Here is an 18,041-nt window from a genome sequence, read left to right on the forward strand (position 1 = left end):
CCTTACCGTTCTTGGCAACAGGTCTCAAATTGCTGTTTTAACTCCGCAATCTTTTGGTCTGTCTTGGTTACATCCTTGTGCTCAATCTTCTTTTGGCACCGTTCCATCTCAAGCGAAACCAATTTCTTTTTTATTTTGAGCATCTTTTTGGTCATATGGGCTTCATCATAAAAACCTATTGCACGCTCGTGGATGGTTGATTCGACAAAATGATGTCTCAATCCTTCGATTTTATTCTTTAAATATTCTTTATCCATGACGGTAGCTTTCTAATTTTTCGATCATGACCAAAAACGGTGGCTGATTCACTTGATTCAGTGTCCGGTAGATGGTCGCTGTATAGTCTTTTTGAGGAAGCTGACTGGCAAAATCCAGCACTGCATCACGCTCGATGTCTCCTCCCTCATGACCATAATAGATCATAATAGCCATTCGCCCACCTTTTTCTAGGCGAGCACAGATTTTCTCCATCGCTTCAATCGTGGTAGCTGGAAGAGTAATGACCGATTTATCTGCAGATGGCAGATACCCCAGATTAAAAATAGCTGCTTTGAGGGTCTCCACATATTGGTCCACATGCTGGTGGCCATCCAAAATCAACCGGACCTGTTGAAGACCCAACTTTTCCAATCTTTCTTGGGTATTTACAAGGGCTTGCTCTTGAATATCAAAGGCATAGACCTGGCCTGCAAGTTGGGCTAAAAAGGCCGTATCATGTCCATTTCCCATGGTCGCATCCACCACCACATCTTCTTTGGTGATGACTTCTGCTAAAAATTGATGGGCCATTTCAAGTGGTCGAAGCATCGGCAGTCTCCTTTTCTTCTAGCTTACATCCTTGGGTACTTCCACGCCGACGCATTTCAGTTTCAATAGCGTTTAGGACTTCCCATTTGTTGAGGCTCCACATAGGGCCGATCAACATATCCCGTGGCGCGTCCCCTGTAATCCGGTGGATGACAATGTGTTTGGGGATAATTTCCAACTGGTCACAGATGACCTTGACATACTCCTCCTGGCTCATGAGTTGAAGTCTTCCTTCATGATAGTCTCGTTGCATCCGTGTATTGGTCATCAAATGCAAGAGGTGCAACTTGATTCCATCAATTTCATTATCGGTCACACAACGGCGAACATTTTCCACCATCATCTCATGCGTCTCCCCAGGAAGGCCATTGATCAAATGGGAGACGATCTCTGCCTTGGGCACCTGTTTGCGAATACGCTTGACTGTTTCAACGTAGAGGTCATAACTATGGGCCCGATTGATCAATTCAGAAGTCGCTTCATAAGTCGTCTGAAGACCCAACTCAATCGTCACATGCATGCGCTCTGTCAGCTCTGCTAGGTAGGCCAAGGTCTCATCTGGTAAACAGTCCGGGCGCGTACCAATGTTGATTCCTACCACTCCTGGTTCATTGATGGCCTGTTCATACCGCTCTCGAATGACTTCCACTTTATCGTGGGTATTGGTGAAATTTTGAAAATAGACCAGATACTTCTTCACATCTGGCCATTTCCGATGCATAAAGTCAATCTCTTTGTAAAACTGTTCTCGAATCGGAGCTTCTGGGGCCACAATGGCATCTCCTGAACCCGAGACCGTACAAAAAGTACAGCCACCGTGGGCGACTGTTCCGTCTCGATTAGGACAATCAAAGCCTGCATCAATTGGGACTTTAAAGGTCTTTTCTCCAAATAAGGTTCGATAATAATCATTCAAGGTATTGTAGGATTTCATACCCTTCATTATAGCAAAAAAAAGAGTCGAACTCAAAACGCGAGTTCAACTCCTAGTTGTTAGATGCTTATTTTTGCTTGCCCGTAAAGCGCCATTGAAATCGCAAGCGATCATACAAGGGATACTCAAACTGTAAGACAGCAAGGCCCAAAATCATACTGCCTAAAACGTCTGATGGATAGTGGACCCCAACATAAATGCGGGAAACCACAATGGTCACAATTCCCAGAAGCAGCATGCCTTGAAGGCAATAGCGGGCTGTTTTATTTTTTACATGTTGGCCGATTATGATGATCAAACTTCCCAAAACAAGAGTAGACGCCAGTGAATGACCACTCGGGAAAGAAAAGCCTTTTTCCTCTACTAGATGAAGAATACTTGGTCTCGGTCTCTGGTAGATATTCTTTAGAAGAAGAACCAAAAGACCAGTCAATACCAGATTGCTCCCTAGAAAAAGAGCTTCACTGTACCATTTCTTATAGACAAAGACCACTAGCAGAAGGCCCACCCAGATGACAATGATCTTGGTATCCATGACATGGGTCACCTTGGTAAAGAAGGCCGTCAGTGTTGCAGGCAGATCGCCTCGAATAGCAGATTGAATTGTGCTATCAAAGCCTGTTAATTGTTGCGGGTAAAAGCGAATCACATACCCAAGAATGACAAAAATGAGAAGGGCGAAGCTTGCCTTCGCCCAATGTTGTTGTTTATTTTTCATATTTTTTCAAAATCGGTTGCAATAAGGTATAGATCAACCCAAATGCGATGGCCCAAATCACCCCTTCGATCAGGTTAAACGGTGCAACCATTGCGGCTAAATAGTGGACAAGCCCTAGTGTTTTCGAAATATCATAGTTCATAAAACGAGCATACAAAGGGATTGCATAGACATAGTTCACCAATACCATCGTGATACTCAAGCTGATCGTTCCAACAATCGTTGCCAGGACAAATCGACCATGGGTCCGTTCCTTGTTCCAAATCCATGCAAAAGCAAGAACAAAAACAAGAACTCCAATGATATTGATTGGTAATCCGATCAAGGTTTCAAGTCCCTTATTATTAAGGGCTAACTTAAGGACAGATCGAATTAAGGTCACCCAAACGGCACTTTTAAAATCCAATAGGACCAAGGCCAATAAAATGGCGATGATACTCAAATCAATTTTGAAGAAATCTATCAAGAAAGAAAATTGATAGAACATCAAAATAAAAGATAAAGCGGATAAAACAGCCACTAGGGTCAGTTTACGTGTATTTGTCATAACAGGTTCCTCCAATTTTTAAAAAATTAGAGAAGCTGGAAAGACGTCTACTCCATCATTCTACTCTAAACTATTTAAACAAAGCTTAAACTAGAAAACCTTCTAGTTACTTTAGCTGGTCTCCATCAAAACATGCCGTTAGTCATTCTTAGACTCCAACGTACTATTCCCATGAACCAGCTCTAAACAGATCAGAATAGCTGTCAGTCTATTCGTCTCTCGTCTTCTCCCATCCAGACTATACTGTCGGTTGTGGAGTCACACCACATCAGCTTGCGCTCGCGGACTTCTTTTAGAGTATGGAAAAGAACATTTCCTAATAAAAGTCACCGCCGGTCGGGAATTACACCCTGCCCTGAAGACCCTTTTATGATAACAAAAAAAACTTGCCTAGGCAAGTTTTTGTAACGTCATGGATTACATGGTTCGGATTTTAATTTTCGTTCTTATTTGAGCTTGTCGTGCTCATAACGATGGCTCAACTCCAGCCCCTTAAAACCTTGCTGGCGAAGTGCCTCATAGACAATCATGCAGACGGTATTGGAGACATTTAAACTACGGACGTGCTCATCATTCATCGGAATGCGAATAGCCTTCTCTTCATGCTGGCGCATAAAATCTTCCGGCAAACCTTTATCCTCGCGTCCAAACAAGAAATAATGGGACTTCCCATCCTGATAAGAAACGTCCGAATAGGTCTGATTTGCAAACTTGGACACTAGGTGTACCTGACCGTCACCTGCTGCTTCCATAAACTCTTCCAGGCTATCATAAAAACGGACATCCAGCTTGTCCCAATAATCGAGTCCTGCTCGCTTCATTTTGCGATCATCGATCGGAAAAGCCATAGGGCGAATGATATGCAGGGGGGAATTGGTTGCCGCACAAGTCCGTGCAATATTTCCCGTATTTTGTGGAATCTGAGGTTGGAACAAGACGATGTGGTTTTGAGCTGCTGACTCTTGGTAGTCCAGTTCTTCAATATTCATACTCGATCTCTTTCTGATAAAAAAATAGCCACACTGCCCGGAGTCAAGCTCAGCAAACAGCGTGGTTACAGCTTCATTAACTTAACTCACAACAGGTTTGAGGTAAATCAACGAAGGTACTTTCTAAGTATAACACTTTTGAAGCTCCTGTCAATAGTTTTTTTAGATTTTTTTAAGAAACTTTATCAAAGTTTTCGATCCCTCCTCGTTCTACTCTTTTGACGATTTCTCCTACTTGTTCTTAGCTTCTCAAAATTCCACCAGAAAATCCTTAAAAAAGATGAATTTTTCTTGAAAATAGAGTATGATAGAAGCATACTCTGGAGGTATTCTATGAAAATTATTGTTGTTGGTGGAGGAAAGGTTGGAACGGCCCTTTGTCGTTCTCTCGTTGCTGAAAACCACGATGTTATTTTGATCGAAAAAGACGAATCCGTTCTTAACCATATTACCAAACGGTTTGATATCATTGGAATTTTAGGGAATGGGGCGAACTTCAAGATCTTGGAGCAAGCGGATGTTGAAAACTGTGATATCTTCATTACTATGACCGAGTACGATGAAGTGAACATGGTCTCCGCTGTTTTGGCTAAAAAAATGGGAGCCAAAGAGACCATCGTTCGAGTGCGGAATCCGGAATATTCCAATTCCTACTTCAAGGAAAAAAATATCTTGGGCTTCTCCCTGGTTGTCAATCCGGAATTGCTGACAGCTCGTTATATTGCCAATATCATTGACTTCCCAAATGCCCTTTCTGTAGAGCATTTTGCCAATGGTCGGGTAGCCTTGATGGAATTTAAGATCAAGCCAGATAGCAATCTCTGCAATATGAGCCTCTCCCAATTCCGAAAGAAATACGGAAATGTCATTGTTTGTGCAATCGAGCGTGGCAACGAACTCACCATTCCAAACGGAGATTTTGTCTTGCAACCTCAAGACAAGATTTTTGTAACGGGTAATCGGATCGAGGTCGTTCTCTTCCACAACAATGTTCGCCCTCAGGTCATTAAGAGCATGATGATCATTGGTGCTGGGAAAATTGCCTACTACCTACTCAATATTCTTCAAGATGTGCGTCGCAAGATCGATCTCAAGGTCTTAGAGGTCAATCGCGAACGGGCGGAATTCTTTAGCCAAGAATTTCCTGACCTCTATGTCGTCCATGGAGACGGAACCGCTAAAGACATTCTTTTAGAAGAGAGTGCCAACAACTTCGATGCTGTGGCCACTTTGACAGGAGTCGATGAAGAAAATATCATCACCTCCATGTTCTTGAATTCCGTCGGAGTCAAAAAGAACATTACCAAGGTCAACCGAACCAGTCTGTTGGAGATCATTGGCGATCAGGATATGACCAGTATCGTCACACCAAAGCGCATCGCCGTGGATACCATTATGCACTTTATTCGCGGGCGCTACAATGCACAGTTCTCAAACCTAGAAGCCTTGCACCATGTCGCAAACGGCCGAATTGAAACCTTGCAGTTCCAAATTAAGGAAGACAATAAACTAACCCAATATCCCCTCTCTGAATTGAAATTGAAAAAAGGCGTCTTGATCGCCGCCATTATTCGAGATGGTAAGGCTATTTTCCCTAATGGAGATGACCGTTTAATGGTAGGAGATCGGATTGTCGTGACCACTTTGATTCAAAATGTCACTAAAATCTACGATCTACTTGAGAGGTAAGCCTGATGAATAGAAGCATGATTCGTTACCTCTTGTCCAAACTCCTCTTAATCGAAGCTGGTCTTCTGATCGTTCCTTTAGTGGTCGCTGCAATCTATCGGGAACCTGCCAAGGTCTTTGTCTCTATTGGAGCAACCATGGCCATCCTACTTGCGTTTGGCCTCCTTGGTAGTTTTCACAAACCTAAGGATTTTCACATCTATGCTAAAGAAGGAGTCCTGATTGTAGCCCTCTGTTGGATCCTCTGGTCCTTCTTTGGCGCCCTTCCCTTTGTCTTTTCGGGGCAAATCCCCAACATTATCGACGCCTTCTTTGAAGTCAGCTCTGGCTTTACAACAACAGGGGCAACGATTTTAGATGATGTAGGTGTCCTCAGCCATTCTCTCCTCTTTTGGCGCAGTTTCACCCACTTAATTGGAGGGATGGGAGTATTGGTCTTCGCCCTTGCAATTATGGACAATAACAAGAACAGCCACCTTGAAGTCATGAAGGCGGAAGTTCCTGGTCCAGTTTTTGGGAAGGTCGTTTCCAAATTAAAAAACACAGCTCAAATCCTCTACTTCTTGTACTTGGGCTTGTTCTTCCTCTTTGTGGTTCTTTATTTCCTTGCTGGTATGCCCCTTTATGATAGTTTTGTCATCGCCATGGGAACGGCTGGGACCGGGGGCTTTACCGTTTTTAACGACGGAATTGCCCACTACAATAGTAGTTTGATCACCTATTTAGTCAGTATCGGGGTTTTAGTCTTCGGGGTTAACTTTAACCTCTACTACTTCCTCATGATCCGAAAATTCAAGGCCTTCTTTAAAGATGAGGAATTGCGGACCTATATCACCATCGTCCTCGTGTCCAGTGTATTGATCGCTTACAATGTCCTTCATCTCTATGCCAATGTCGCTAAGAGTTTTGAGATTTCCTTCTTCCAAGTTTCCAATATCATCACCACTACCGGTTTTGGTTATGGAACGACAGAAAAATGGCCTCTCTTTTCTCAGTTCATCCTCTTGATGCTGATGGTCATCGGTGGTTCTGCTGGATCGACCGCTGGGGGGCTAAAAGTCATTCGGTGCTTGACCTTATGGCGAATCGCAAAAAATCAGGTTCTTTCGACCTTGTCTCCGAATCGCGTTCTGACCTTGCATGTCAATGATACGATATTGGATAAGGATACACAGCATCAGATCCTCAAGTACTTTACAATATACAGTTTTATCACGATCGGCCTACTCTTTGTAGTGAGTCTAGACAATAATAACTTCATGACGGTTGTCAGCGCTGTCTTTAGTTGTTTCAACAACATTGGACCTATGATTGGAACAGGTCAAACCTTCTCCATCTTTAGTCCGATTTCAAAACTGTTACTTTCCTTAGCCATGATTGCCGGACGGCTTGAAATCTATCCAATGATTCTTCTCTTTCTCCCTAAAACATGGTCTAAACGCTGATAGACAACTCTAGTACAAAATCAACACCCTTAGAAAAATAATTTCTAAGGGTGTTTCTGTTTATTTCCGATCGTCCAATTTTGATTCTTCATTTCGCTTCAGACTAAAATGGTCTGGCAAGGGGTCTGGTCCTGCTTTGGTTCCCGGATGGCAACGTAGAATCCTTGCAATCCCCATCAAGACACCTTTCACACCAAAACGTTCAATCGCTTGGATCATATAATTGGAACAGGTCGGTTGAAAACGACAAGAAGGCGGAAATAGGGGAGAGATCCATTTTTGATAGCCTCTGACCAGCGCAATCAGGATTGTTTTCATGCTTTTTTAGATTTAGTTACTGCTAGATTGTGCAGCTGGCTGATTTCTTTTTTGTTCAAACGACGGTATTCACCCGGACGTAGTCCTGAGACGTCCAAATTCCCAAACTGGGTCCGGGAGAGTTTGTCCACTAAAAGTCCCACAGCTTCAAACATCTTTTTAACCTGGTGGTTACGCCCTTCATGAATGGTCAACTGAACCACTGAACGGTTCTTTTCGACATCCACTTTTAAAATCTCGTAAGTCGCTGGCTTGGTTTTCTTTCCATCAATGGTCACCCCTCGCGTCAAGGGACGTAAGTTTTCCTTATTGGCAATCCCTTTGACACACGCCACATAGACCTTATCAATTTCATTTCGCGGGTGGATCATCTCATCTGTAAAATCACCATCATTGGTCAAAATCAAGACACCAGATGTATCCCAGTCCAAACGTCCCACTGGGTAGATGCGCTCTGGTACTTGAGATAAAAGGTCAACGACTGTTGTCCGACCTTTATCATCCGATACACTAGAAATGACGCCACGTGGCTTATTTAAAAGATAGTAGACCTTTTCTTCATTATAGATTGGAGTCCCTTCTACTTCTACCTGATCACCGGTTTTAATGATGGTCGCTAATTCACGCACGACTTGGCCATTGACCGTCACCAAGCCTTGCTTGACCAGTTCTTCGGCCTTGCGACGACTAGCCACGCCTGCATGGGCGATATATTTGTTAATTCTCATCTAATTCCTCTGTTCTCTCTGAAAATAATTGACCTTCCTCTGGATTGAGGTCCACTTCCTCAACCTTTGGCAATTCCTCCAAATGATTGATCCCCATGTAATCCAAAAAATACTCCGTCGTGACATACAAATTAGGACGCCCGAGGACTTCTTTTTTCCCATCTTCACGGATCAGATCAAATGACAGTAGTTTGGTAATGGCCCCACTGGAATTGACACCCCGAATATCATCGACCTCCACACGGGTGATCGGTTGCTTATAAGCAATAATTGACAAGGTTTCAAGGGTAGCCCGAGACAAACTTTGGTTCATAGGCGTTCTAGAATAGTCTCGTAAAACCGAAGCGTAGTCTGCCTTTGTCACCAATTTATAACGGGAAGCTGTCTCCATCAAACACAGACTGGTATCTGTATCCTCCTGGTATTTTTGGGCCAATTTTTCTAAACTTTGCACCACACCTGTAGAGGGTAAAGAGAGAAGATCTGCGATTTGTCTGGCAGTAATTCCTTCTTCACCCGCTACAAATAGGAGTGCTTCTATTTCAGCTAATTTGCTCATGTTCAATCCTATTTAAGTAAATTTCTCCAAAAGCCATATCCTGTATCACTGTTACCTCTTGAATCTTGATTAATTCAAGGGTTGCAAGAAATAGGGTAATGACCTCTTGGAGATCCGCTGCTTCTAGAAACAAGTCCTGCAAGAGAACTTGTGAACGATCGTGGAATCGGTGACGCAGCTGGTCCATCAGATCCTCAATCTTGTATTCATCCTTGACAATGGTTGTATGGTTCTGGCGGAATTCTTCTTTTTTCTTGGTCAATAGTTTTGAGAAAGCCAAGAAAAGATCCACCGTGGTGCGATCATGAAGTAATTCGGTATCGTCATAGACCAATTCCATCTTCGGTTTCGAATAATAGAGGGCGCGCTCCTCGTGCTGCGAGGCCATCAACTCTCCCAATTGCTTGTAAGTACGGTACTCTTCCAATTGAGAAAGGAGGTCCTGCTCTAGATCCTCTGCTTCATCCATCTCCTCTGCGACCTTAGGAAGAAGTCTTCGACTCTTGATCAGGGTAAGTTGACTAGCCATCAGCATGTATTCCCCTGCCACCTCTAGTTTCATTGCCTGGAGAGTCGCCAGATAAGCCAGATACTGTTCAATCACCTCAATCAAGGGGACCTCATAGATATCCATCTGGTATTTAGAGACCAAGTGGAGCAAGAGATCCAGAGGCCCTTCAAAATCTTTAAATTTAATATCCATTATTTATATTTTTCTAATGTCACCATAGTTTTTAGGCCCAATTCACGCGCAATACTAAAGAGATCCACACCGAGTTCACGTTGTTTCAAAATATACTGCTCACGAATCGATTGCGCCGAAAGGTCTTGGTTGCCTTTTTCAATCAAGAAGGCTTCTAATTGCCGGAATCCCCACTGACGGGAGTATGATTTTCCCTTATTATCAAAGAGATAGACACCATCGAGGAAGAGCTGCAACTCATCCAGTAAAGGCTCTGGAACTTTTAAAACTCGTTTTTGGCCATCTTTGCCCACTCGAATCACATGAAAGTCCAGCTGAATATCTTCGGCCTTGACTTGGAGGATCTCACTTGGCAATAAGCCCATCTCCAGAATCAATAAGGCCATCAAGCGTCCCTGTGGATTGGTTGATTCTTCCCAAAAATGGGTCAGATCCAACAATTCACGATCATGGGTTTTGGCCGGTTGAATTTTAGGCAAGACCAAACGATGATATTCAGAAATAAAGCGTTCTTGATACAAATAATATAAAAATTGGTTAACGGCGGATAATTTTCGTTTTTGAACCGCCGGTTTAAAATCTTTAATCGAAGCTTGGTAAATTCTCAAATTCGTCGGTGTTACTTTTCCATGAATTGATTCAATAAATTGGTCCAAATCATAGAAATAGGCTGACTGAGAATTTTCACTTAGTTCTTTTTGATCAATAAAACTTGCAATAAATTCTTTCATTTTGGAATCATCTCGTATTCATTTGAAAAATTATGCATTAGCGAATTGATGGCTTTGAGGATCGATTTCCGCGTAATAATCCCTTGGAAATAACCTTCTTCATCCACCACTGATAAGAAGGAGTCATCCACCAACTTGTGAAGGACTTCTGTCAAATTGAAGTCTAAGCCGATGACCCCGACCTCCTTCTTTGCAACGTCTACGATATCCATCGAAGCAAAAGTCTCCTCAGGAATCTCGTGTTTCAATTGATAAGATAGAATATCCGTTAGGGAGATCGTCCCCACAAACTTGCGTTCATCCGTCACTACCGGGATGCGACTATAGCTAATCTGGCTCAACAGCAGGACCGCATGATCTACATTGTGGGTATCAATCAAGACCGCTAAATTTTTGGCAGGAGTTAAGAACGTCTCTTCCTGCGCCAGCAAGAAACGTTCAAATTCCTTTGCTATCATCTGCTAAACTCCTTTGTCAATTCAGGATACAATTCATGATCTCGCGTATAATACTCTACCCTAAAGTTCGAATCCGTAATCTCTATCTTGGCATACAAACACTCCCGAATCAGACCACGAGGTTGGCTAACGGATCCAGGATTCACAAAGAGGGTTCTTCCTTCCTTCCAAGCATCTGGGATATGAAGGTGACCGTATAAACAGATATCTGCTTCCTCCTCTTGGGCCCATAAATCCAATTTTTGAAAACTAAAATTGATCTGGAAGAGATGCCCATGGGTCTGGATGATCCGTGTTGGCCCTAGTTGGATCACCAAGCGTTCCGGATAGCCATCATAAAAATCCATATTTCCTTGAACAACATGGATCCCTTCCCAGACAGGATCATCACTTTTCAGTTCAGAATCCCCATTGTGAAAGATCCCATCGACCTGGCCTAGGTATTTTTCTTTAATAGCTTCAACAATGGAGCGGTCTCCATGCGAATCACTCATAACGATGATTGTTTGCTTTGCCATGATGGAAATACCTCCAATAACTTTTTAACAGCTAAAGCACGATGTGATTGTGTATTTTTTTCTTCTAGCGTTAATTCAGCAGCAGCACGGCCCGTTTCCCCAACTAAGAAGAGAGGGTCATAGCCAAAGCCGTGTTCCCCTTTGGGCTCAAAATTAATATACCCTGGCCAATCTGCTTCCACCACTAGGCTTTCCTTGCCTGGTCTTGCAACCACCAAGGTGGTATGGAACTGAGCTGAACGATCTTTCAAGTCAAAGACCATGGCCAATTCGTGCAACAATTTCGCATTGTTTTCCGCATCTGTCGCACCAACTCCCGCAAAGCGAGCTGACCAAACCCCTGGTAAGCCTCCCAAGATATCCACCTTCAAACCTGAGTCATCCGCTAAGACTGTTTTCCCAGTTAGCTCTGCAATGGTTTCAGCTTTTAGGCGGGCATTCTCTTCAAAGGTCAGACCTGTCTCTTCGACTTCTGGAAGCTCTGGGTATTGATTGAGATTTTCCACTTCAAAGCCCAGTTTTTCAAACATATTACGGAATTCTTTAGTTTTTCCCTCATTTCGAGTCGCAATAAGAATCGTATCTTTGACCTTGTCTTGACCCAAAAAGGCTTCCAAATCCACCCCATCACTTGGCAAATGCAAATAGAGCAATTTCCCTTTTTCAACCAAGAGCAAGGCTCCTTGACGCTGTACGATTTCAAAAGCTCTTCCCTTGACTTCATTCAAGATTTCGGTCAAAAAGGTCAGAAAACGAAAGGCTGAACCATAGCGCATCACCGATAGATTGAGAGGGAATCCTTCAGGATCCTTGGCAAAGAGAAGTTCCAGCTGATCTAAAAGTGTGGAAGCTTCCGCAGGCACTTGACTAAATTGGTTGTAGTCTGCATCTTCTCCCCATTGGGCAATATACCAATCTTGGGGATCTTTGTATTCAAATAGTTTGTCACTCATAAATTTACATGCTCCACATTCACTGAACGTTCTAGCCATTTTTCGGCAATCGCTGCAAAGCTATTGGCATTTGCAGTTGTATAAAAGCGGTGGGTCTGCTCTAAGAGTTCGCGACTCTTATTAAGCTCAAAATAGTTTAATAAGACGGAAATATCCCGAACACACTCTGCCCCACTATCAATCAATTTAACATCCGGTCCCATAACATTTTGAATGATCGGTTTTAAAAGGGGATAGTGGGTGCATCCCAAGACTAAGGTATCAACCTTTCCAACTAGTGGTTTTAGGGTTTCGTAAACCACCTTTTTGGTCACACTGGATGCCAACTCGTTTGATTCCACTAGAGGAACAAACTTGGGACAAGCTAAACTATTGACTTCCATGTCTGGTGCTAGACTTTGAATCTTCTCTTTATAAATTCCAGAAGAAACCGTCATCGGTGTCCCAATGACCCCAATTTTTTGATGGATCGTCGATTTAATGGCTGCAGAAGCTCCGGGCAAGATCACTCCCAAAACGGGAATATCAAGTTTCTCCTTGACTTCTTCCCAAACAACTGCCGTCGCTGTATTACAGGCTAAGACAATCATCTTGACATTTTTGGTCAGAAGGAAGTCCACCATCTGCCAAGTATACTCGCGAATTTGGTCTGCTGGTCTAGGACCATAAGGTGCACGCGCTGAATCTCCAATATAGACGACATCTTCGTGAGGAAGCTGACGGAGCAATTCGCGGACAACAGTCAGGCCCCCTACTCCAGAATCTAAAAAACCAATCGGTCGGTTATCCATATCTCTTCCTTCCAAAAGGAGGGACTAAGAAATTCCTCCAAGCCCCTCTCATTTATTATCGTGAGATTGCCCCACTCTTATTTTTTCTTGTTTTTCGCCATTGTAGATTTTTGTTGGTTCACAATTTGGCGATAGACTTGTTGAACTTTTGCTTCGCTTGGACGTTGGCCACTGGCACCTAAAAGCGTACGGACTGCTTCAACATTCAAACGTGGGTTTGATGCAAATTCTTTTTCAAATTGACGACGAAGCAAGAACATTCCTGCAATCATCCCACCAAAGAAAGCTAAAATAATCAACAAAATTCCTAAAAAGAGATTCATACAATTTTCTCCGATCCATTATTTTTACATAACTATCATTATATCAGACAATCGCTTATTTTTCAATGTTAAAGCCGTAGAGTGTCGCAAGATAATCTTCTGATTTTTCTGCTCGACGAATCAAACGGGCCTGCCCATCTTCTTGAAGCAAAACTTCTGCAGAACGCAACTTGGCATTGTACTGATACCCCATTGAAAATCCATGGGCTCCGGTGTCATGGATCACGAGCAAATCTCCAATCTCCGTCACGGGTAGTTCTCGTTGTTTGGCAAATTTATCGTTATTTTCACAGAGACTTCCCACGACATCGACCACTTCAGTCGGTCCATCTGGACGATCCATATTGGTAATATGGTGATAAGCACCGTACATAGCCGGTCTAAGAAGATTCACAGCTGAAGAATCGACGCCCACATAGGTCCGGTAGGTTTTCTTTTTATGAGTGACTCTGGTTACTAAGAGGCCATGTGAAGCCAGCATAAAGCGACCAAGCTCGGTATAGATTTTCACATGGCCAAGTCCCGCCGGTTTGAGAATCGCATCAAAAACGCGATGCACGCCTTCCCCAATAATGGCAATATCATTTGGTTCTTGCTCCGGCTTGTAATTGACCCCAACCCCACCAGAGAGATTGATGAAGCCCAAGTGGACACCTGTTTTCTCGACGACTTCTACTGCCAATTCAAAAAGTTGACGCGCCAGCTCTGGATAGTAGTCGTTGGATACAGTATTAGAAGCTAATAAAGCGTGAATGCCAAACTCTTCCACACCTAGTTCTTTCAACTCGATAAAGGCTTGGATCAATTGCTCCTTGGTCATTCCAAACTTGGCTTCTTCAGGATTGTCCATAATATCGGTTCCCAGTTCAAAAACTCCACCAGGATTATAGCGGCAAGAAATAACCTTGGGGATGCTAGTCACAGACTTCAAGAAAGCAATATCTTCATAGGCATCCAGATTGATAGTTGCCCCTAATTCTCTAGCATAGACAAATTCATCAGCTGGCGTGTTGTTAGAAGAAAACATAATCTCTTTCCCGCTAAAGCCCAGCTTATCCGCCATTAATAATTCCACGTAGCTGGCAGTGTCGACACCACAGCCCTCTTCTTGCAAAATTTTTAGGATCGAAGGATTGGGAGTCGCCTTGATGGCAAAGTATTCCTTAAATCCTTCATTCCAAGCAAAAGCTTGATGGAGGGCACGAGCCGTATCACGAATTCCTGCTTCATCATAGAGATGGAAAGGGGTAGGGAATTCTTGGGTCAGACTTTCTAATTGTTCACGGGTTACAAAAGGTGTTTTCATAAGCGCTCATTTCTATTCTTTAGTCACTATTAGTATAGCACAAGTCGAAAGACAAAAAAAGCCGAGGCAAATGCCCCAGCTCAATTGCTCTTTGATTAGTCGTTTCTTCCGAAGATACGAAGAAGGCTGATAAAGAGGTTGATAAAGTCAAGATAAAGTTCCAAAGCCATCGCTACTGCCCAACCTGTAGCAGGTTGACCATTTGTTTGATCATAGACATAGCGAATCTTTTGGTTATCCCAAGCTGTCAATCCTGCAAAGAGGAAGACAGAGATAATACTCAAGATATAGTCCATTCCAGAACTTCTCAAAAACATGTTCACAACAGAAGCGATGATCACACCGATCAAGACTCCCATCAAGGCACGTCCCATACCAGAAAGGTCTTTTTTCACGACGCGTCCGATAGCTCCCATGACAATAAACATCAAGGCACTGACCAAGAAAGCCTTATAGACAGTCGCTTGCATGTAGCGAGCAATGATAAAGCTCAACGTAAACCCATTCAAAGCTGAGTAGATCAAGAAGATTGGAAGAGCAGATGGGCTATTTTTAACAGCCTTCCCACTTGCAACAAAGACCAAGATCAATTCTACAACCACTGCTGCATAGTAAACCATTGGTGCTGTTGTCAAGATTTGAACGAAGAAATCTTGAAAGACTGTCATCATAAGACCAGACACAAGGGCTGAAATCCCTACACCGATCCCAACTAATGAGTAGATTTTGTTATAAAAAGCATTCAATCCACTTTGTTCTTGGATTACTGAATCATTATACATATAAACAAGTTCCTTTCAAATTTGTTTACTACGATTTTAACATTTTTCGATGAAAAAATCTCCTTTTGGCCATCTTTTTACGCCAAGGTTCTGAAGCTTCCTTAACAGCCCAGTATTTATCCACCATGGTCACCACAAAAGATTCTTTGTAGCGAGGCGGAGCAAGGGTAGCTCCCCACATGTGTTTAATAATGATGTCTTCTTCCTTGGCATTGAGATCTGTGATCTTTCGTGCATTTCTCACGGCAATGCGGGGATGGATCCAGGCGTGACTCTTGGTAAACTTTGTCTCGCGCCAATCATAGTAAAATAGGTCATGCAAGAGGCCACCCCGAGCCGTACTTTTGGCATCCCAACCAAATTTTTTAGCCAGTTTATAACTGGTATAGCTAACATGAATGGAATGCTCCAAACGATTGGAATGAATATGGTGGGGAATGTCAGCTAATTTTTGAACCTTAGGATGCTGGATCAGATGGCCTACATAGGTCATGTATTCTTTGTCACGATGATATTGCATAAGATAACCACCTTTCGTTGATAAGCTCTCCCAATAAGACCTCCATCAACTTCTTCTTACAGGTTAAGTATACTTCTTTTTCTCAAAATTTCCTTAAAGAAAACATCAAAATTCCTGCTGCCACTGCAACATTCAAACTCTCTGCCCGACCTGGCATGGAAATATGAACCAGCTGGTCTGCTTGTGCCGCCATTTCCTGGCTGATGCCATTTCCTTCATTCCCCATCACCAGGATAAACTGATCGGTCTGAGGAAGCTGACGGTAGTCAATGGAAGCTTCTGAAAGCGTCGTTGCGAGAACTGCTAGATGTGATTGCGTAGCTAGCTCCAATAGTTCTTCTCGATCCAGTTTCCAGATAGGGATATGGAAATGACTGCCCTGCATGGATCGAAGGGTCTTGAGACTGTATAGATCTGCGGAGGCTTTCGATAGCATGACACCATCAAAGCCTGCTGCATCTGCTGTTCGAATCATAGTCCCTACATTACCAGGATCCTGTACATCCTCCAAATAGAGGAACCGCCCTTGTAGCTGATCCGGAAGTTCTGGCTGCTCTAGAGCGATCTCTGCGACAATCCCTTGCGGAGTCTTTGAATCTGCCAAGAGACTTAAGATCTCCGGAGTCACGACGGTGACTTTTTGGATGTCCTCTACCTGGTCTAAATAGGCTTCTAAAACAAAGACCTGCCGAATCTTCGCTTGATTTTCTACTGCCTCTTCAAACAGATGCCAGCCTTCAATGAGATAAGAATCTGTCCGGTATTTTTTTTGATGTAATTTTTTAGCATTTTTGATTACATTATTGGATTTAGACGTTATAATATTCATAGAACTATTATAGCACAAAGAAAAAGAAGAAATCATGCCTCAGATAGATTTCTTCGAGTCAAGGAGGTCGCACATGCAAAAGGTAAAAATGATTGCCCAAGGACGGGTTCAAGGGGTTGGCTTTCGCTGGGGAGTCTACAGTCTTGCTATAGAGATCGGTGGGATCACTGGCCGTGTCTGGAATAATGACGACGGAACTGTTGGCATTCTGGCCCAGGCAGAATCTAGCAGCCAAATGGCCAAATTCATCCAAGAAATTCGCAAAGGTCCTACGCCTTTTGCACATGTGACTTATTTGGATGTTACGCTCGCAAACTTTGAAAACTATACAGACTTCAAAATTGCAAATTAAGACTAGAGAACTATTGTGTATTTTCAAAAAAAACAGTAGAATAGAAAGGTATCATTAAAAAAAAGAAGGAACTATTTGTGAAAAAAAATAAACTTGCATTACTTGCATCGATGGGACTAGCTTCGCTTGTCTTCTTATCAGGATGCGTGAGTGTCGATCGGAAAACTGGAAATCCGACTGGATTGATCTGGGATCTTCTTGGCCGTCCAATGGGCGAAGCCATCAAATTCTTTGCCAACAACCTTGGCTTGGGCTTTGGGATCGGGATTATTATCGTCACCTTGATCGTGCGGTTAATCATCTTGCCACTTGGTTTGTACCAATCATGGAAGGCCACCTACCAATCTGAAAAGATGAATTACTTAAAACCCATCCTTGGGCCAATCCAAGAGCGCATGAAGAACGCTAGCTCACAAGAAGAAAAGCTATTGGCGCAACAGGAATTAATGGCTGCTCAACGTGAAAATGGAGTCAGCATGTTTGGTGGAGTTGGGTGTTTGCCACTCTTGATCCAAATGCCATTCTTCTCTGCTCTCTTCTTTGCTGCTCAACACACCAAAGGGGTAGCAGAAAGTAGCTTCCTTGGCATTGCTCTTGGCAAACCAAGCTTGCTCTTGACGGCTATCGTAGCGGTTCTTTACTATATCCAAAGTATGCTCTCTCTTCATGGAATTGAAGATGAAACCCAAAAGGAAAGCATGCGTAAAGCATCATTGATGAGCCCGATTATGATCGGTGTCTTCTCATTGATCTCTTCAGCCGGAGTGACTCTTTACTGGGTAGTCGGTGGGGTAATCCAAATTATCCAACAATTTGTCATCAACTACTTGATTCGTCCAAATCTTCGCAAACGGGTCGCTGAGGAATACAAAAACAATCCTCCAAAAGCTACTAGTCACCGCGTGAAAAAAGATGTCACACCAACTGCGACGACACAAATCCAACACAAACCAAAAAACAACCGCAATGCAGGGAAACAACGCAATAGAAAGTAGTACAAACTACTAAATTCTAGCGAAAATAGAGCAGCACTTGAACCTT

24 protein-coding genes and 1 riboswitch are annotated in these 18,041 nt (G+C 43.1%); of the genes, 4 read left to right on the forward strand and 20 right to left on the reverse strand.

The window, feature by feature from the left end:
- Positions 1 to 2: 2 nt before the first annotated feature.
- The 6 genes from AB4X21_RS07845 to AB4X21_RS07870 all read right to left on the reverse strand — a co-directional run bounded on the left by AB4X21_RS07845 (position 3) and on the right by AB4X21_RS07870 (position 3,995).
- Positions 3 to 257: a hypothetical protein gene (locus tag AB4X21_RS07845; RefSeq protein ID WP_023918874.1), complete on the reverse strand. Its 255-nt coding sequence runs from the start codon at positions 255 to 257 to the stop codon at positions 3 to 5.
- Positions 250 to 807, reverse strand: coding sequence for a class I SAM-dependent methyltransferase (locus AB4X21_RS07850; protein WP_155172385.1), 558 nt, complete (start codon positions 805 to 807; stop codon positions 250 to 252). The genes AB4X21_RS07845 and AB4X21_RS07850 overlap by 8 nt, the downstream gene beginning before the upstream one ends.
- Positions 791 to 1,750, reverse strand: coding sequence for a TIGR01212 family radical SAM protein (locus AB4X21_RS07855; RefSeq protein ID WP_023918876.1), 960 nt, complete (start codon positions 1,748 to 1,750; stop codon positions 791 to 793). The genes AB4X21_RS07850 and AB4X21_RS07855 overlap by 17 nt, the downstream gene beginning before the upstream one ends.
- Positions 1,751 to 1,808: 58 nt before the next feature.
- Positions 1,809 to 2,459, reverse strand: coding sequence for a phosphatase PAP2 family protein (locus tag AB4X21_RS07860; protein WP_369087771.1), 651 nt, complete (start codon positions 2,457 to 2,459; stop codon positions 1,809 to 1,811).
- The gene (locus AB4X21_RS07865; protein WP_003005658.1) at positions 2,449 to 3,006 is read right to left on the reverse strand and encodes an ECF transporter S component; all 558 of its coding nucleotides are present in this window, start codon (positions 3,004 to 3,006) and stop codon (positions 2,449 to 2,451) included. The genes AB4X21_RS07860 and AB4X21_RS07865 overlap by 11 nt, the downstream gene beginning before the upstream one ends.
- Positions 3,007 to 3,223: 217 nt before the next feature.
- A riboswitch (FMN riboswitch) is annotated at positions 3,224 to 3,373 on the reverse strand.
- A gap of 79 nt (positions 3,374 to 3,452) precedes the next feature.
- The gene (locus tag AB4X21_RS07870; RefSeq protein ID WP_369087772.1) at positions 3,453 to 3,995 is read right to left on the reverse strand and encodes a tRNA (cytidine(34)-2'-O)-methyltransferase; all 543 of its coding nucleotides are present in this window, start codon (positions 3,993 to 3,995) and stop codon (positions 3,453 to 3,455) included.
- Positions 3,996 to 4,328: 333 nt separating this feature from the next.
- On the opposite strand from AB4X21_RS07870, the gene trkA reads away from it, so the two are divergent.
- Both trkA and AB4X21_RS07880 read left to right on the forward strand, forming a co-directional pair.
- Complete coding sequence (gene trkA, locus AB4X21_RS07875) at positions 4,329 to 5,684, forward strand: Trk system potassium transporter TrkA (protein ID WP_369087773.1); 1,356 nt, start codon at positions 4,329 to 4,331, stop codon at positions 5,682 to 5,684.
- Positions 5,685 to 5,689: 5 nt separating this feature from the next.
- On the forward strand, positions 5,690 to 7,129 hold the full coding sequence (locus tag AB4X21_RS07880) for a TrkH family potassium uptake protein (RefSeq protein WP_320911243.1): 1,440 nt from the start codon (positions 5,690 to 5,692) through the stop codon (positions 7,127 to 7,129).
- Between the two features lie 60 nt (positions 7,130 to 7,189).
- On the opposite strand, the gene yidD is transcribed toward AB4X21_RS07880, so the two are convergent.
- From yidD to AB4X21_RS07950, 14 genes are all read right to left on the reverse strand, one after another.
- Complete coding sequence (yidD, locus tag AB4X21_RS07885; protein WP_003013303.1) at positions 7,190 to 7,447, reverse strand: membrane protein insertion efficiency factor YidD; 258 nt, start codon at positions 7,445 to 7,447, stop codon at positions 7,190 to 7,192.
- Positions 7,444 to 8,175: a pseudouridine synthase gene (locus AB4X21_RS07890; protein ID WP_369087774.1), complete on the reverse strand. Its 732-nt coding sequence runs from the start codon at positions 8,173 to 8,175 to the stop codon at positions 7,444 to 7,446. The genes yidD and AB4X21_RS07890 overlap by 4 nt, the downstream gene beginning before the upstream one ends.
- Positions 8,165 to 8,734, reverse strand: a complete 570-nt coding sequence (gene scpB, locus AB4X21_RS07895) for an SMC-Scp complex subunit ScpB (RefSeq protein ID WP_369087775.1) — start codon at positions 8,732 to 8,734, stop codon at positions 8,165 to 8,167. The genes AB4X21_RS07890 and scpB overlap by 11 nt, the downstream gene beginning before the upstream one ends.
- On the reverse strand, positions 8,718 to 9,437 hold the full coding sequence (locus tag AB4X21_RS07900; protein ID WP_369087776.1) for a segregation/condensation protein A: 720 nt from the start codon (positions 9,435 to 9,437) through the stop codon (positions 8,718 to 8,720). The genes scpB and AB4X21_RS07900 overlap by 17 nt, the downstream gene beginning before the upstream one ends.
- Positions 9,437 to 10,168: a site-specific tyrosine recombinase XerD gene (gene xerD / locus AB4X21_RS07905; RefSeq protein ID WP_369087777.1), complete on the reverse strand. Its 732-nt coding sequence runs from the start codon at positions 10,166 to 10,168 to the stop codon at positions 9,437 to 9,439. The genes AB4X21_RS07900 and xerD overlap by 1 nt, the downstream gene beginning before the upstream one ends.
- On the reverse strand, positions 10,165 to 10,626 hold the full coding sequence (gene cbpB, locus AB4X21_RS07910) for a cyclic-di-AMP-binding protein CbpB (protein WP_003008353.1): 462 nt from the start codon (positions 10,624 to 10,626) through the stop codon (positions 10,165 to 10,167). The genes xerD and cbpB overlap by 4 nt, the downstream gene beginning before the upstream one ends.
- Entirely contained in the window at positions 10,623 to 11,144 is a 522-nt protein-coding gene (locus AB4X21_RS07915; RefSeq protein WP_369087778.1) for a metallophosphoesterase, read from the reverse strand. Before AB4X21_RS07915 ends, cbpB begins: the two co-directional genes overlap by 4 nt.
- Positions 11,117 to 12,097, reverse strand: a complete 981-nt coding sequence (locus AB4X21_RS07920; RefSeq protein ID WP_003005496.1) for a nucleoside-triphosphate diphosphatase — start codon at positions 12,095 to 12,097, stop codon at positions 11,117 to 11,119. The genes AB4X21_RS07915 and AB4X21_RS07920 overlap by 28 nt, the downstream gene beginning before the upstream one ends.
- Positions 12,094 to 12,888, reverse strand: coding sequence for a glutamate racemase (gene racE / locus AB4X21_RS07925; RefSeq protein ID WP_369087779.1), 795 nt, complete (start codon positions 12,886 to 12,888; stop codon positions 12,094 to 12,096). The genes AB4X21_RS07920 and racE overlap by 4 nt, the downstream gene beginning before the upstream one ends.
- Positions 12,889 to 12,965: 77 nt before the next feature.
- Positions 12,966 to 13,211: a YneF family protein gene (locus tag AB4X21_RS07930; RefSeq protein WP_151378682.1), complete on the reverse strand. Its 246-nt coding sequence runs from the start codon at positions 13,209 to 13,211 to the stop codon at positions 12,966 to 12,968.
- 55 nt (positions 13,212 to 13,266) lie between these two features.
- The gene (locus AB4X21_RS07935; RefSeq protein WP_369087780.1) at positions 13,267 to 14,517 is read right to left on the reverse strand and encodes a diaminopimelate decarboxylase; all 1,251 of its coding nucleotides are present in this window, start codon (positions 14,515 to 14,517) and stop codon (positions 13,267 to 13,269) included.
- 95 nt (positions 14,518 to 14,612) lie between these two features.
- Complete coding sequence (locus tag AB4X21_RS07940; RefSeq protein WP_003008369.1) at positions 14,613 to 15,299, reverse strand: Bax inhibitor-1/YccA family protein; 687 nt, start codon at positions 15,297 to 15,299, stop codon at positions 14,613 to 14,615.
- Between the two features lie 28 nt (positions 15,300 to 15,327).
- Positions 15,328 to 15,819, reverse strand: coding sequence for an HD domain-containing protein (locus tag AB4X21_RS07945; RefSeq protein WP_003005617.1), 492 nt, complete (start codon positions 15,817 to 15,819; stop codon positions 15,328 to 15,330).
- An 82-nt stretch (positions 15,820 to 15,901) separates the two neighbouring features.
- Complete coding sequence (locus AB4X21_RS07950) at positions 15,902 to 16,648, reverse strand: TrmH family RNA methyltransferase (protein WP_369087781.1); 747 nt, start codon at positions 16,646 to 16,648, stop codon at positions 15,902 to 15,904.
- 73 nt (positions 16,649 to 16,721) lie between these two features.
- Between AB4X21_RS07950 and AB4X21_RS07955 the strand changes: the two genes are divergently transcribed.
- Together AB4X21_RS07955 and yidC are read left to right on the forward strand one after the other, a co-directional pair.
- On the forward strand, positions 16,722 to 17,000 hold the full coding sequence (locus AB4X21_RS07955; RefSeq protein WP_003005664.1) for an acylphosphatase: 279 nt from the start codon (positions 16,722 to 16,724) through the stop codon (positions 16,998 to 17,000).
- A 77-nt stretch (positions 17,001 to 17,077) separates the two neighbouring features.
- Complete coding sequence (gene yidC / locus AB4X21_RS07960; protein WP_320911238.1) at positions 17,078 to 17,995, forward strand: membrane protein insertase YidC; 918 nt, start codon at positions 17,078 to 17,080, stop codon at positions 17,993 to 17,995.
- The last annotated feature ends 46 nt before the right edge of the window (positions 17,996 to 18,041 follow it).

Source organism: Streptococcus sp. CP1998, from assembly GCF_041026655.1.
Lineage (GTDB): Bacteria > Bacillota > Bacilli > Lactobacillales > Streptococcaceae > Streptococcus > Streptococcus dentalis.